This is a genomic window from Mastigocoleus sp. MO_188.B34 (assembly GCF_030065675.1).
Taxonomy (GTDB): Bacteria; Cyanobacteriota; Cyanobacteriia; order Cyanobacteriales; family Nostocaceae; genus Mastigocoleus.
This window is the reverse complement of sequence record NZ_JASJDK010000002.1, coordinates 1-15,182: the sequence shown is the minus strand read 5'-3', so window position 1 is coordinate 15,182 and position 15,182 is coordinate 1. Positions and strand designations below refer to the sequence as shown.

The 15,182-nt window shown below is 38.0% G+C and carries 5 protein-coding genes; 2 read left to right on the top strand and 3 right to left on the bottom strand.

Annotation, left to right across the window (positions count from 1 at the left end; translation table 11 throughout):
- Positions 1–181 precede the first annotated feature (181 nt).
- Positions 182–1,519 (top strand): AAA-like domain-containing protein, encoded by a 1,338-nt coding sequence (locus QNJ50_RS00625; protein WP_300630983.1) that lies wholly within the window; start codon positions 182–184, stop codon positions 1,517–1,519.
- Positions 1,520–1,721: 202 nt separating this feature from the next.
- A complete protein-coding gene (locus QNJ50_RS00620) occupies positions 1,722–4,700 on the top strand; it encodes an AAA-like domain-containing protein (protein WP_300630981.1) in 2,979 nt (992 codons plus the stop codon).
- A 168-nt stretch (positions 4,701–4,868) separates the two neighbouring features.
- On the opposite strand, the gene QNJ50_RS00615 is transcribed toward QNJ50_RS00620, so the two are convergent.
- The 3 genes from QNJ50_RS00615 to QNJ50_RS00605 all read right to left on the bottom strand — a co-directional run bounded on the left by QNJ50_RS00615 (position 4,869) and on the right by QNJ50_RS00605 (position 13,968).
- Positions 4,869–9,062 carry a glycerophosphodiester phosphodiesterase family protein gene (locus tag QNJ50_RS00615; protein WP_300630979.1) on the bottom strand — a complete coding sequence of 1,398 codons (4,194 nt, stop codon included), beginning with the start codon at positions 9,060–9,062 and terminating at the stop codon, positions 4,869–4,871.
- A 255-nt stretch (positions 9,063–9,317) separates the two neighbouring features.
- Positions 9,318–9,623 (bottom strand): hypothetical protein, encoded by a 306-nt coding sequence (locus QNJ50_RS00610; RefSeq protein ID WP_300630977.1) that lies wholly within the window; start codon positions 9,621–9,623, stop codon positions 9,318–9,320.
- A 766-nt stretch (positions 9,624–10,389) separates the two neighbouring features.
- Complete coding sequence (locus tag QNJ50_RS00605; protein WP_300630975.1) at positions 10,390–13,968, bottom strand: alkaline phosphatase PhoX; 3,579 nt, start codon at positions 13,966–13,968, stop codon at positions 10,390–10,392.
- Positions 13,969–15,182: the final 1,214 nt, after the last annotated feature.

Here is a 15,182-nt window from a genome sequence, read left to right as displayed (position 1 = left end):
CGCACGTCGGTGCGCCCTACGATTTTTTATATAAATTGTTTATTATCTGAACTTGCATAATATAATTTATTCATAAATCCTCAAAACTTAAATAATAAAAAGTTAATAAATTTCCATCCTTTAAATTTAAATATATTAAAAAATCTGATTAAAAAATATAACTAAAAAATATAATAAAAAAATGAATATATCCGGTCAAGAATATAAGAAATTGACAGATGCTTTAATAGATGCTTTCCCCGATAAAGTGTCATTAGAGCAGATGTTATTGTTTGAGTTGAATAAAAGCCTAGACAATATTGCCTTAGGTAAAAGTTTACAAGAAATAGTATTTAATTTAATTAAAAAATCAAAGGCTGAGCATTGGATTGATAACTTAATTTCTGCTGCGTGTAATTCCAATCCTGGAAATTCTAGTTTAAAAGCAATCGCTGAAGAATTATCACTCAATTCCTATATAGAAAAACAAGAAAATAGAACAAAAATTAATAATCTTTATGTGGATAAATTAGAATATCCTGATGGTTGCGTACCTCTTAACTCACCTTTTTACATCGAGCGGAATAATATTAAATCTTGTTGTTTCCAAACACTAGTACAACCCGGTTCTCTAGTTCGGATAAAAGCTCCGAAGTTAATGGGAAAAACATCTTTACTCAGACGAATTTTAGCTTATGGTCAAGAGCAGAATTATCAAACAGTTTATTTGGATCTTCGTAGCATAGAAAAAGCTGTATTTAGCAATCTTGATGGGTTTCTACGTTGGATATGTACCAAGGTATCCTTAGAACTCGAACTCGATAACAATGTAGATAATACTTGGAATACTAATATTTTAGGTAGTAATGATAACTGCACATCCTACTTTAAAAAGTATATATTAAAACAAATAAATACTCCTTTGGTTCTATGCTTAGACGAAGTAGACCGATTATTTCCTTACGGTGAATTAGTCGAAGATTTCTTTGGGATGTTACGCTCTTGGCATGAAAAAGGGAAGATTTCTGATGTTTGGAAGCAAATGCGCTTGGTATTAGCCCATTCTACCGAAGTTTATGTTCCCTTAGATTACAATCAATCACCTTTTAATGCTGGAGTACCCGTAGAACTCAAGGAGTTAAATCAGCAGCAGGTAGTAGATTTAGCCCAAAGACATGAAATCAATTTAAACAATGCTCAACTAGAAGAATTAAACGGAATGTTGGGAGGACACCCTTACCTACTTCGGTTAGCGATGTATCATATGATTACTGACAAAGTAACTTTAGAAGGTTTGTTACAAAAGGCAGCAACGGAAGAAGGAATTTATATTAATCATTTACGCGATCTACTAAATAAGTTGTCACAGGGTGAGGATTTAAGAAAAGCTTTTAAACAGGTTGTTAACTCAAATCTAGGAGTAGAATTAGATTCATTCCAAATCTACAAATTACACAGTTTGGGACTGGTACAACGAGAAAACAATCATGTCACACCCCGGTGTCAACTATACCGCGATTATTTTCGCCGTGTTTTGTAACTGATAATTTGCACCATGTCATTAAGTCCAAAATCCACAGAAATAAATTTCAACACTAAAAGTGTCGCCGCTTTAGCGAACAAGGCTCATAGACAAAGTACGTTAAAACGCACTACAAGCTATACTCAGTATGATTTATCACACTTCCCCTATGAGCCTGGGATTTTAATCCAAGGCGTACTAGTTGTGAGAAATTTTAATCATGACAGCAACTAATTCCACCTCCACTTCCAATTTCTATCAAGTAGGTGCAAGTCTCCCGGTTGATGCTCCTAGTTATGTGGAGCGAAAAGCTGATGAGGAGTTTTACCAAAAGTTACTTGATGGTAAGTTTTGTTATGTCCTCAATTCCCGACAAATGGGTAAGTCTAGTTTGCGGGTACGGACAATGCAACGGTTACAAAAAGAAGGGAGAGTTTGTGCAGCAATTGACCTAACAGGAATTGGTAAGGTAACTGAACAACAGTGGTATGGCGGAATAGTTTACAATTTGTCAGAAAGCTGTCAATTAGAAGATAAATTTGATTTTGATTGGCAAGAATGGTGGGAGAAACATCAAACTATTCTTTCACCAGTGCAATGTTTGAGTTTATTCATAGAAAAAGTATTATTAGCAAATATTCCAGAACCAATAGTCATTTTTGTAGATGAAATTGATAAGGTACTGAGTCAAGATTTTTCTTTAGATGATTTTTTCGCTTTAATTCGGTTTTTCCAGAATCAACGAGTTGATAATCCTATTTTTAAACGGTTAACATTTGCATTGTTAGGGGTAGCAACTCCTGGTGATTTGATTAGGAATAAAACCCAAACTCCTTTTAATATTGGGGAAGCAATAGAATTACATGGTTTTCAAATTGGGGAAGTTGAACCGTTAATTGCAGGATTACGGGGAAAAGTTAATAATCCTCAAGAGGTAATGCGATCGATTCTCGATTGGACGGGTGGACAACCATTTCTCAGTCAAAAACTCTGCAAATTTATGGTACAAAATTCACATGGTGCGTCTGTACAAAATTCACATGATACGTCTGTACAAAATTCAAAAGTCGTAGAGACGTACCATGGTACGTCTGTACAAAATTTAGTGGAGGAGATTGTAAAAGCAAGGATTATTGAAAATTGGGAATCTCAGGACGATCCAGAGCATTTACGAACTATCAGGGATAGAATTCTTTCTAATGACCAACGAGCCGGGTATTTGTTGGAATTGTATCAGCAGATTCAGGAAGAGGGAGAAGTTATTGCAAATAACAGTGTGGAATCTGGCGAGTTAAGGTTATCTGGTTTAGTTGTTAAAAGACAAGGCAAGTTAAGGGTTTATAATCGAGTTTATCAACAGATTTTTGATCGGGGTTGGGTTAAAGTCCAATTAAGAAATCTGCGCCCATATTCGGAAGCTTTTCGCGCTTGGGTTGCTTCTGGAAGTAAGGATGAATCTCGACTTCTGCAAGGAAAGGCTTTAGCAGATGCTGAGGAATGGGCGAAAAATAAGAATTTAAGTTATCAGGATAAGCAGTTTTTAGCTGCTAGTAGTGAGAAGGAAATTCAAGAGAAAATTGCTATTCAGGAAAAGGAAGCAATAGAAAAAAGAAATCAGCTATTAAGTAAGGCTAATAAGAAAGCTAAAAAGCGGATTAGGTATGGGACTGTTGTTTTAATTGTGGCTCTATTGGGAGCGTTAAGTTTAGGGGTATTTGCTGCAAGAGAAGGGGAGAAAGCATTTCAAGCACAAGAAAATGCTAAAAAAGCACAAATAATAGCTCAAGGTGCTAACAAAAAAGCCATAGAAGCAAGTCAAAAATTTGAAAATGCTAGCGCACAAGCTGAAAAAGAAAGAGAAAAAGTTATAGTATTACAGCAAAAAGCACGAGAAGCAACAAACAAAGCTGAAGTCGAACAATTTAAAGCTCAAGAAGCAGAAAAAATCGCTGAAGACGCTAAGCGACAAGCTAAAGAAGCAATAAAGCAAGCTCAAAAAGCACAAAAAAATGCTGATAATGCGACTCAGGAAGCTACAGAAGCAAGAAAGAAAGCTAAAGTTGAACAAGTTAAAGCTGAAAATGCTAAAAAAATAGCCGATAGTGCCAATCAAGAAGCACAAAGCTTACAAAAGAAACTTACTTTTGCAAAGAAAGACGTTGAAAATGTTCAAAAATTATCCAAACTAGCGGGAGAACTACGTAATAAAGAGCTTATATATTGGTCAGATAAAGCTTTAAGACAAGCTGGTTTATCCTTTAGGATTGATAACCATCATCTCAAACAAGCAATGTTATTGGCTTCTATGGGGGAACCATATCAATTACTCAAGCAGCCAGATGAAGCTCAAAGTAAAATTGATGAAAGTCTGAAATATTTAAATAAAAAAGGAAATATTACCTCGGCCCAGGGTTTGCAGATTAAAGTTATTGTTAAAGGGATGCAAGGAAATTTAATTAAAGAGAAAAATAAGTCAAAAGCTATCACAGCTTATCAAGAAGCATATGATGTTCTAAAAAATCATCCAAACGATACAAATCCTTTTACAGACAATCAAATTATCACTGCTGAAAATATTGAATCAGTCCATGAAGAATTACTTAAGCTACAACCTAAGAAAGAAGTTCGGGATTCTCTAAAAGAACATTATTATTCTAAACTTCAATACTCCTTAAAAAGGAAGAATTGGCAAGAAGCTGATATAACAACTTGGGCACTTATACTTGTTATTGCAAATAGAATAGAAATACCGGACAACGAACTAGGACGGAGATGGCTAGAGGTCCCACATATTGAGCAATTTTCCTGTGCTGACCTAAGAAGAATGGACAATCTTTGGGTAAAGAATTCAAATGGATACTTTGGTTTTAGCGTTCAAAAGAAAATTTGGGTTAGGACGGGAAATAGATTGGGTATTAAAGGAGAAGATTGGAATAAAAACGATGAGCAAAATTATTTACGTTTTGAAAGCGAGGTTAGGTGGGGTGGAATAAATGGAAGCGAGGCTGGTCCTGGTACATGGGAGATGTTTATGCATGATTTGATAAGTACAGTAGTCAATTCTGATGGTAGTAATAATCCAAAAGTGATGGGGGGACTACCTTTTGTTGGAGTCGATTTGGGAATTCACCCAGGTCACGCCTTTCAGGGGAGGTACTCTTCTTTTCTTATGCAGCGACTTGTAAAGTGTAACATATAGCGAATTATTTGGCTATAAATCAGTCCCATAGAGGGTTTAGAGGGTTAGCTAATAGGTAAAAAAAGAATAAATTGTTGATGCTGGGTTGTTTATTTAATAATACGGTCAGTGGAGACGTTGCATGCAACGTCTCTACATTATTGGTAACGCCTTTACATCATTGGTGAATTACCCAAAAACAACACTAGTATTAACATCAAAATTAGTCACACCATTAAGCACAGCTAAAGTATCATCCCCAAAAGCGATCGCAGTATTAACATCATCATTAATCACATCTAAAGTCGATGCATCAATACCCAAACTTGCACTACCCAAAATACCAATAACATCGGTATCTGCTTCAAAGTCAAGAACGGTATTTGCAGATTCGGGAATTTCTCCACTCACAACCCAGAATTGATCTGCACCTTCACCACCAGAAATAAGGTTATCCCCACCGGATTGAACGAAGAATTTATCATCACCTCCACCACCAAAAGCGCGGTCTTCTTTCCCTAGGAAGAAAATATCATCACCTCCACCACCGGACATGCGATTTTGACCCATACCATCGGTAGCATCAAAGGTGTCATTCCCTTCACCACCAAATACTCTATCTTTGAGACTGACAAAAATCAGATCGTCACCCTCAGCTGTATTAACCCGGTTTTCACTTCCACCGGTTAGATCGACTTCATCGTCACCAGCACCAGTAAACACAATGTTCTTCTCATTGCTGAGGTTATCTCCCACAACAAATAAGTCTGTACCATCAGTACCCTCAACTAGTTCAGGTTCTTTAGTTTGAGATTCTTCATTTTTTTTTGGGTTTTGACCCAAGCGCGGATCTAAATCTAAGGGTTGATCTAGTTCTAGGAGGATGACTTCATTATTATCGATGTCGGGACCGCGACCAACGGAGAAAGGATAGTTATTATCGTTTGCAACCAAAATGGTGTTTTCGTCCACAACTAGGACATCTTCAATGGTGACAAAGGGAAATTTAAAGGTTGTTTCACCATCACCATTTAAGTCGTTGGGGTCGTCGATGTTCAATAAATCAACAATTTCTTCTTTTTCTACAAAGCCGTTTTCATCGACTTTAGAAATGTCAATTTTGAAAATTTTCTTGAATTCAGCTGCGTCTCCTTGTCCTCCATCCCGTTCAATCACTAAAAATTCATGGTCATTGATGGGGGTAAAGTCACCAATGGGATTACCATCTGTGGTGGGATAGTAACCGACTAAACCAGTGTATTCACCTGATTGTAGGTCGAATTCGTAGATTCTCAGGGAATTTTCTGGATCACCGACAACTGTTCCTTCTAATAAAGGATAAGCTTTGGTGCGGTCAGAACTAAAAGCCATTCCCTCAAAACCACGGGAACCACGTAAGTTAGGTTCTTGGGTTAAATCGTCAACTACGATCCGTCCAGTTTCGGGGAAGTCGGTGAAGAAACCATCTACTCCTAATTCTGTTAACTGGAGGAATTCTTCACCGGTGGTTTGGGGAGTTCCATCGGGATTAAGGGTGAGAAAACGCTCTTCGTCTCTTAAAGTATAGGGATGAACTTGCATTAGAGCATCATGAGCCCAATTTATATAAGGACGAACTTCACCGGTTAACTGAGAGGTAATTTCAGCGACACCGTCACCATTTCCATCTACGGGAGTATCTAAGGGTTCCCGTAAAACAAAACTGTTTTTCCACGGACCAATACCTTCACTGTAGTTATTACCGATATAGTCAAAAACTTCCTTGGTAGCTAGGTCTTTGTAAGTAGTATTGATTCCAAAATCGGGAACGATATCAACTAAATCGCCATAAATTGCTCTCGCAGCAGCTTCATCAAAACCTTCTTTGCTAAAATTAGCAACAATATCATAAGGAACGGAGAAACCACCACCACCTTCATTGATGAAAGCATCTTCCACATCACCGTAAAGCTGAACTAGAGGTAAATTCTCTAAACCAGCAGCAGGAAGGAGATTGTTTTGGAGATCGATTAAATTTGCAAATTCAAAGGATTGAATAAAAATTCGATTTGGATCGGTAAAACCTGTTTCCTGTAAAGTTGCAATTAAAGGTTCCTCTAAGGAAAGACCCTGCTCGTCGAAGAAAGTAGGATGTTTGGTCTCTGGATAAATACCAACTTTGAAACCATACTCCGACTCCATTTCCTGAACCAGTTCAATGACTTCTTTGAAAGTGGGAATTTCAAACTTACCATCAAACTCATCGCTACGAAAGTCGCGAGATTGAACCGCACCTAACTGTTTAATTTCAGCTAAGGTAAAATCTTCTGCAAAATAACCAGTGATTTCCTCACCATCAAGGAGTTTAGTTGATTTGCGATCGCTACCAAATACTTCTGCAACGTTAGTCGTATCATCAAGTAAAGGTTCGTGACGCGCAATTAACACCCCGTCCTTAGTAGTTACTAAATCTGGTTCAACAAAATCAGCACCTTGAATAATTGCTAAACGATAAGCTTCTAAAGTATGTTCGGGGAAATCCCCACTCGCACCCCGGTGACCGATGACTAAAGGTGCTTCACCACTTAAACTATTAAAGTTTTTCAAGTCGGGATTTTGGGGAGAACGTACTTCAGATGCTGCGATCGCATCCCGTACCGGGTCAGCGGTGCGAGCAAAATCGGTGAAGAAACCATCAACACCCAAATTAATTAATTGTTCGACTTCACCTTGTGGAGTTTGGGGAGTACCATCAGGATTGAGGGTGAGAAAACGTTCTTCGTCTCTTAAAGTATAGGGATGAACTTGCATTCCTGCATCATGAGCCCAATTTATATAAGGACGAATTTCACCGGTTAACTGAGAGGTGATTTCAGCAACACCGTCACCATTTCCATCCACGGGAGTATCTAAGGGTTCCCGTAAAACAAAACTGTTTTTCCACGGACCAATACCTTCACCGTAGTTATTACCGATATAATCAAAAACTTCCTTAGTCGCTAAGTCTTTATAAGTAGTGTTAATACCAAAATCAGGGACGATATCGACTAAATCGCCATAAATTGCTCTCGCAGCAGTTTCATCGAAACCTTCTTTGCTGAAATTAGCAACAATATCGTAGGGAACGGAGAAACCACCACCATTTTCATTGATGAAAGCATCTTCCACATCACCATAAAGCTGAACTAGAGGTAAATTCTCTAAAGCAGCAGCAGGAAGCAAATTATTTTGTAAATCGATTAAATTTGCAAATTCAAAGGATTGAATAAAAATCCGATTTGGATCTGTGAAACCTGTTTCCTGTAAAGTTGCAACTAAAGGTTCCTCTAAGGAAAGACCTTGTTCGTCGAAGAAAGTAGGATGTTTAGTTTCTGGATAAATCCCGACCTGCTTACCAGTCTGCGCTTCGACTTCCTGAACCAGTTCAATAACTTCCTTGAAAGTGGGAATTTCAAATAAACCATCAAAAGCAGGATCGCGAAAATCACGAGATTGAACCGCACGCAACTGCTTAATTTCAGCTAAGGTAAAATCTTCTGCAAAATAAGCAGTGACTTCCTCACCATCAAGCATTTTAGTTGATTTGCGGTCTTCACCAAAAACCTCAGCCACGTTAGTAGTATCATCAAGCATGGGTTCGTGACGCACAATTAACACCCCATCCTTAGTAGTTACCAAATCCGGTTCAATAAAATCTGCACCAGCTGCGATCGCAGCTCGATATGCTTCTAAAGTATGCTCGGGAAAATCACCACTCGCACCACGGTGAGCAATTACTAAGGGATCTTGACCGTTAAGAGTTTTCAGATTATTATTTTCTAAATTTTTAGTTCCTACATTATTAATATTAGGAGTCGAAATTGGAGCCTCTAGGAGCTTGCCTGTAGAGTCAAAATGTAGTATGTATGGTCCAAACTCATCTCCAATCCAAATATCACCATTTTTATCGATCACAAAAGATTCAATATCAAAATCAGCACCGGTTAATAACCTTTCGCTACTGTCCTGATTCGTAATATCAAAGGGAATTAAACCGCCAGGGTCGGAAAGTTGAATAAAACCTTCTACCTCAATAGAACCATCACCATTTTCTTGTCCGGTAATTTCTGTTCCAACAATTTCTTCCCTAACAAAATTAGGATTAACTTGGTACAAACGCAATAAATAATCAGCACTATTAGTTTGAGCGCCAAAACCATTATCCGATAAAAACCAGTAAGAACAATCTACACCAGGAGCAAACTGTACTCCACTAAAACCTTGAACAGGTTGACCATCAAAGGGACCAGTTCGTCCATTAGCAGAAATTGGTTCACCATTACCATTATCTGCACCAGATTGAGGTCCATCAGCAAAAGTGTCAGCAGGTAGAGATGCAAACCCCTTAAGTCTAGCCTTTGTCATTATCTTTTAGTTCCCTAGAAATTTGCCCAAAAAATTTTAATTTTTTTATTTACGAAATTTTGTAGAGATCACCTAACCCTCTTAACAAGAACGTGTTTTCGTCCATATCCCCCCTAAACCCCCTAAAAAAGGGAAGAACAGGTCAAAGTTTCCCAATACAGCGGGGGATTTAGGGGAATCTATCAGCTAATACTGTAAATGAGTAACTTGAAAACACCTTTTCAAGGATAATTTAGGGGATTTCTAGAATCAGTATTAAGCAAACACAATGCTGCTATTGACATCCAGATCGGTAACACCATTGAGTATTGCTAAGGTGCGATCGCCAAAAATAATCAAATCTGAATTACTTTTAATACCATCTATATAGGTTCCACCGCTAGTTGCGATCGCATAACCTTCTAAATTCTGGAAGCTTAAACCATTACCACTTCCTTTTGCATAGAAATCAGCTAAGTTTATACCAGTAGCACCTTCGTTAATCTGTTTTGGAATCGCAGCAGCATGGGTAATTTCCCATCCCACACCGTCGCCAATCGTGATAATAACGTTCTTAGCCATTGAAGAGATGTCCCTTACTTAATTATTTTCAGATTGGAAAAATAAAACTATCCTCTAATTATTCAGCATTTTTAGTTTGAAAAAATACTAAATATTTGTGACATAAAATACTTAGCAGCATAATTAACATTATTTATCTTCTTGATTAAAAATATATTAAACATAGTTTAAAAATATTTTTTTATTTCTCTATATCTTCAAGATATTTTTGACTTTTTAATACAGCAAACAGCCAATAAGTAATTTATACTATGTCACTCAAAAACATAAATAAAAATACTATTCCTACTGTCAGTGTAGCCATAAAATCTACTCTTGTAGAATATATAACTGACGCATTCGTTACCTTAGCATAGCGATTCCCCGAGGGATTTATTTCCAAAAGTTTGAGTGCTATTTCCTTGGGGACACACAATACCTACAGTAAGCTTCCCTAAGCACTAATCTAGCGTCGCAATGACAACCTACATTTTGGTAAATTCTAAAAATTGACGTGCTCCCCATTTATACTTACAGCAAAGTCACCAAAATTCCCAATTTCCGAGAAAATTTAAGTTCTAATAAATACTATATTTATACTTATTAAGTATAAAGGTTAGGTCGAAATAATTCTATAATTAAATAACGCTAAAATTTATATATAAATTAACAAGTAAATATGAAAAAACCTGGAATAGTTAATCGCTCCAGGTTTGATTTAATTTTATTTCGCAAGCAATTTTGCAATCAACAATTTAGTTCGCGATCGGGAAAATCAAAAATCTAATTACCCAACCAATTTATCGATTGTGATGACAATATCGTTGAAGTCTTGGTCACCACCATTAGCTTGATCTTCAAACTCAAAGACATTATTACCGCTAGTGCGGATGTGGTCGAAACCATCACCACCAACAGCACCAGGGAATGAGAAGTAAACAGCAGGGTCATTACTGCTATCTCCATCTTGTAGCTGTTCTAAACCACCATCAGCGATAATCATAGGAACAACTAAGGAACCACCTTCAAATTGAATGCTTCCAGTTGTTTGGTTATCGTCGGTAGTAGAAAATTTAGCAGAGACGATTTTACTTAAAGCAGCTTGTAGATAACCATCATCACTAACTGTTACACCGCCAATGCTACCAGTAATATCATCAACCGCTAAGAAGTAAACTTCGTTGTTGAAGTCTGCTTCTCTACTAATGGTGAAATCTACTGTTACCTGACCATCAAAATTGCGAATGTCAAGCATTTCAACGGTGTTACCATTGTCATCTTTAGTAGTGATGAATGAACTTCCACCAGCAGTGGAACCGTCACTACTCAAGAAACTTAACTGACCACCTTGAACTAAGTCTGCATCAGCAATCACACCGTCGCGCACGCTATGAGCTTGAACGTCAAACAAGAATAGTTCACCAGGTGCTTCACCAAATAAGGTGGAAACGTCAATGATACCGGAGGATTCCCAGTCACCAATATCGGTGGGGTCACCGTCGGTCTGACCCTCAGGAACAGCACTACGATCCATTTGAGCGACCCGAACCAACTCACCAGAGTTAGGATCTAAACGCCAGATGGAAGCTTCTTCTCCAGAAGTTTGAGCAAAATTCCTAGTGGAGCGGTCTTCTTGAAGGTAAATAAAACCATCTTTAGCCCATTCTAAGTTATCAGGGCTACGTAAACCAAAGTCAGGTCCGGCAAATTGACCAGCACCTGCATCATCCCCATCATAAAGGATGTCAAGTTTCGCAGTGATATCACCTGTAGCGATATTGTTGAAATCAACATCAATCTTATAAGTGGTACCCCAGTCATCTGAAGGGAACAGACTACCACGACCAGTGGAAGCCATAACTGCTACAGTTCCATCTGTGGGGCTAGTAGCAAGGTCTTCAGGACGAGAGAAGGTGAATGCACCTGCATTTACAGCTAATGCATCTTGTTGAGCTTGGGTCGCGAAACCATCAGCATCGTAACCAAGTTCGTCTTGGATGCTACCATCATCATCTGAATCTACGGCGCTACCAGCTTGGCTAGGATCGTAGATATCAATCTCTACCCAGCTACCAGTACGACTTGCAAAGGTTCCTTTGAAGTCTTCAGGTGAAGTTTCGCCACTATCAGCAGCCCAAGCATAGAGCTTACCATTGACTAGACCGTTACGCTCTAAGAAACTAGCATTTGCACTTCTATCTTTAGTACCAACGTACATTAATAGAGGAGCGCCTTGACGGTCATCACCAATTAAAATTGCAACATTTTCGGTGTTTCCAGTATCTAACTCAGTAACACTTTCCCAACCAGCACGACCCATCCAGGGTACAGCGTACATGGTGTTAGTGGCTACATCTACAACAAATTCAGTACCACCAGAGGTTTCTTCACCGGTAAAGAACATACCATCTTCTAAACCGCGACCTTCACCAAACTGATGAGCTTGAATGTACTGAGCAGAACATAGACGATTGAGACCGCCAAATTCCAGGTCAGAAGCTTCGTCTACAACTTCACCTTGACGGTTAATAATCTTATCGTAAGCTAAACCAGTATCTTCTAACTGACGGGTTTGTTTGTTGATATCAAAGTAGCTTATGCGAGCACCAGTTAGGAAAGTTCCATTAGCTAATTGATAAGCATAACCAAGATTAGAACGTAGTTCGTGGTTAGCTAAAACGCGAACGGTATCGCTATCTAGAGCAAAAGCACCTAGACCATCTAAAATTCCAGGGGGAGTATAAACTCCTTCTTCTGTCTCAAAACTTTCACCAACGGTGAATAGGGGATCTACACTATAACCATCAAGACCCTGCATTTGAGCCGGAGATGATGTATCAAAGGTGTTCTCTGGAGAAAGTTTATTAACTGTCTCAAGAGGATTAGTTAAGAATGCAAGCTGACCACCTTGAACGAGATTGGAATCTGCGATCGCGCCGTCACGAATGCTGTGAGCTTGGACGTCAAACATGAACAGTTCGCCAGGATCTTCGCCAAACAAGGTGGAAACATCGATAATACCGGAGGATTCCCAATCACCAATATCATCGGGGTCGCCATCTGTTTGACCTTCGGGGACAGCACCACGATCCATTTGAGCGACGCGGGTGAGTTCGCCAGATTCTGGATCTAACGCCCAAATAGAAGCTTCTTCTCCAGAAGTTAAACCAAATTCGCTGAAGCTGCGGTCTTCTTGGAGATAAATGGTACCATCATCAGCCCATTCTAAGTTGTCAGGGCTGCGCAAACCATAGTCAGGACCTTCAAACTGACCAGCACCTGCATCATCACCATCATAAATGGCATTTACGTTAGCAGTAATATTACCATTTGCTAGATCGCTGAAATCTGCATCGATAATGTAAGTGGTTCCCCAACTATCTTCTGGGAATAAGCTGCTACGACCGGTGGAAGCTAGTACCGCTTGGGTTCCATCTGTGGGGTTGGTTGCTAAATCTTCAGGACGAGAAAATTCAAATGCACCTGCTGTTGCTGCTAATTCGTCTTGCTTCTCTTGAGTCGCAAAACCTAATGCATCATAACCCTCTGTACCAGCAAGGTCAGGATCGTAAATATCGATTTCAACAAATCTACCATCACGGTTTTCGCCAGTACCGTTGAATTGAGTAGGAGTGGTTTCACCGCTATCTGCAACCCAAACATAGAGCTTACCATTTGCTAAACCGTTACGCTCTAGCAGACCAGCACCTTCAGTTCTATCTTTAGTACCAACGTACATTAATAGAGGAGCAGCACCACGGTCATCACCGATTAGAATCGCTACTGTCTCAGTATCCCCAGTATCTAATTCGGTAACACTTTCCCACGCAGCACGACCCATCCAAGGTACTGCATGCAGGGTGTTAGTTGCAGGGTCGAGAACAAATTCAGTACCACCACCAGTTTCTTCACCGGTAAAGAATAAACCATCTTCTAAACCAATACCATCACCAAACTGATGAGCTTCAATATACTGAGCAGAACATAGACGATTCAAACCGTTAAATTCTAGGTCAGATGCTTCATCAACAACTTCCCCTGCGCGGTTGATAATTGTGTCGTAAGCTAAACCTGCACCAACAACCTCACGACTTTCCTTATCAATATCGAAGTAACTTACACGAGCACCAGTTAAGGAGGTTCCATTTTTCAGGGTATAAGCGTAACCAACATCAGCAGTTAACTCATGGTTAGCCAAAACCCGAACGGTATTATCAGAAAGTTCGTAAGCACCCAAACCATCAAGAATACCTGGAGGGGTGTAAGTATTAATGGTTTCACCAACGGTAAATATTGGGTCAACTTCATAACCATTAAGACCCTTTAACTGACCCTGTTCTTGTGTATCAAATGGTGTGTTAGCCATGAAGTAAATTTAGTTCTCCTATTGTCTGCTATTTAGCGTTAGTAATTCATTGGGGCTAACGTCTTAAGTTGTAGCACCACCAATGAAGAAATTATCTGTATTTCAATTTCCTAAAATCTATTCTTTGTTTCTCTTCAATAGAGTAATTCTTTACGCCAAAGAGGAAATAAAATAACGGCAAAATCAACAAATCTCACAAGATAAAACCATGAGAGACATATTTTATAATATTTCATTTCCCAATTAAATTTAGGTTAAAAGCGATTTAATTTGTAACTGAATGTTTTTGCTTTTATACAAAATTAATTATATTTTTAAATCATATGAAAATATCATTTACACAATAAAAATATAATTATTAATGCATGAAAAAATATCTTAATATTCTTGTTTTATAAACATATAAATAATTTTCTTATACATAGTTTGTGAGGATAATTTTCATTAAATAACCTAGTGTTTTCAAATTGTTCAAGTCATTAAAAGTTTTGATTATCACGCTATATAACTCATATATAGCAGGAATTTATGGCATATTTACTTCACTTAATATTTTTGATTAAATTCTGAAAAACAACCTATCTTAATGCAATCTTATATCAATAAAATATAAATAAATTAGTATGCAAAAAATGTTAAAAGCAAAAATAATAATTTTATAAAATCAACAAAATATTATTTAATCGAATATTATTTTTATTTAATGATTTATCTCATACAATTATTGTAATCATTTATTTGTAGTATTTAAGTAATATTTAAAGTGTCAATAACAGTTTACTCTGCGTATAAAAATTTTAGTGATTAAATCATGACAACGAAAAACTCTTCTGTTGCAAATATGATGCAGGTATAACAACAGAAACAATAAACTAATTTGAACTGCTATATCTTTTATTTTGAAGAAATCCCAAATTGTGAAAAACATATTTTGTTATTACATTCGCGTAGCACTTTCTTTGGGAGATGGTAATTGCAAGCTCGAGAATTTTATGATTACTTTCTCTCTTTAGAAGACGCTGCACTAATAACATGCACTTAACGCAAGCTGTGCTGATACTATAAGAAATAGAATGCGGGTAAAATTTACAGGACTTACGCAAGTGTCACAATTGGTGGTTGGTGCGTGACGCTATAAGTCTGATTCTTACGTTCAGGTATTTTTACAGCGTCACACACCCTACAGGAAAAATATGCCAGTTGCGTAAGTCCTA